The organism is Bradyrhizobium sp. ERR14, assembly GCF_014198235.1.
Classification (GTDB): Bacteria; Pseudomonadota; Alphaproteobacteria; order Rhizobiales; family Xanthobacteraceae; genus Bradyrhizobium.
The window spans coordinates 1-1,296 of the sequence record NZ_JACIHD010000063.1; the positions used below are offsets into that span (position 1 = coordinate 1).

Annotated in this window: 1 protein-coding gene; it reads left to right on the top strand. The window is 60.6% G+C overall.

Going from position 1 to position 1,296, the window contains the following annotated elements; genetic code table 11:
- The first annotated feature begins 68 nt into the window (after window positions 1–68).
- A complete protein-coding gene (locus GGD62_RS40510) occupies window positions 69–1,091 on the top strand; it encodes an IS110 family transposase (protein ID WP_183714855.1) in 1,023 nt (340 codons plus the stop codon).
- The last annotated feature ends 205 nt before the right edge of the window (window positions 1,092–1,296 follow it).

A 1,296-nucleotide genomic window follows, 5' to 3' on the forward strand; every position in this document is an offset into this window, starting at 1 on the left:
CACATGGCCTAATCGCGCGCTCGAGGCTGAGGTAGAATGTTCTCCTCAGTGCAAACGAGGAGCATGTGATGACCCTTTATGTTGGTTTGGATGTATCGCAAAAGGAGACGGAGATTTGTGTGATCGACGCCGACGGTCGGCGCACTTGGCGGGGCAAATGCTCCTCGGAACCGGAGTGCATCGCAATGGCGCTGCGCGAGCACGCGCCAGACGCGGTTCGGGTCGGCATGGAAACCGGGCCGCTGGCGATCTGGCTTTGGCATGGGCTGCGCGCTCTCGAAGTTCCAATCGACTGTATCCACGCGCGCCATGTCGCGGCGGCGCTCTCGCTGCAAGTTAACAAGACCGATGTGAACGATGCATTTGGGATCGCGCAAGTGGTACGCTCCGGTTGGTACCGGCCCGTCGCCATCAAGAGCCTGCAGAGCTGTCGTATCCGAGCCCTGCTCTCAGCCAGAAGCGAACTCGTGGCGATTCGAACGACGCTTTACAATCAAATTCGTGGTCTACTGAAGACCTTCGGCGTGGTGCTCGCAGCCGGTAAGGGGGGAACGTTCGAGCGCGCAGTGCTCACGCGATGTCCGGCGGACCCTTTGATCCGAAGCGCCATTGACGCGCTGCTTGAGGCTTGGCGTGTTGCGGGAGAGCGCAGGCAGAGGCTCGATTCGCAGCTTCTACGTCTCGCGCGCACCCATGAGGCCTGCCAGCGCATGATAACGATCCCCGGTGTAGGCGCGATTACTGCATTGACGTTCACGACGGCCATAGACGATCCTAACCGCTTCTCCCGATCCACCGATGTCGGAGCGTTTCTCGGCCTGACACCTCGGCGCTATCAATCCGGCGAGGTCGATATCTCTGGCCGGATATCCAAGTCAGGCGACCGCATGGCCCGAAGCCTTTTGTTCGAGGCGGCCAACGCGCTCATGACGCGCGTGCGCAAAGCTAGTGCACTCCGCCGTTGGGGCCAGCAATTAATGGCTCGGATCGGGTCGCGAAAGGCGAAGGTCGCCGTGGCGCGCAAACTCGCCATCATCCTGCACCGTATCTGGTTGGATGGCACGGAGTTCGCGGCGGCGCCGGCTAGCTGAGCCTAGCTAGCTAAGCCAGTATCTCTGTAGATCGTCCTGGAAGGACGCTGGCTGGATTATCCCGGAACTTCTTGGGCGGCTTCAGACCGCGGGAATCACATGGGGAGATCCACTGGCGAGGGCCATGATGAGGCGGCACATTCTTCCGACCTCGAAGACGACAAGGTCCGGTACCCAGGGCAGTTGACAGCGATTAGACGACAAG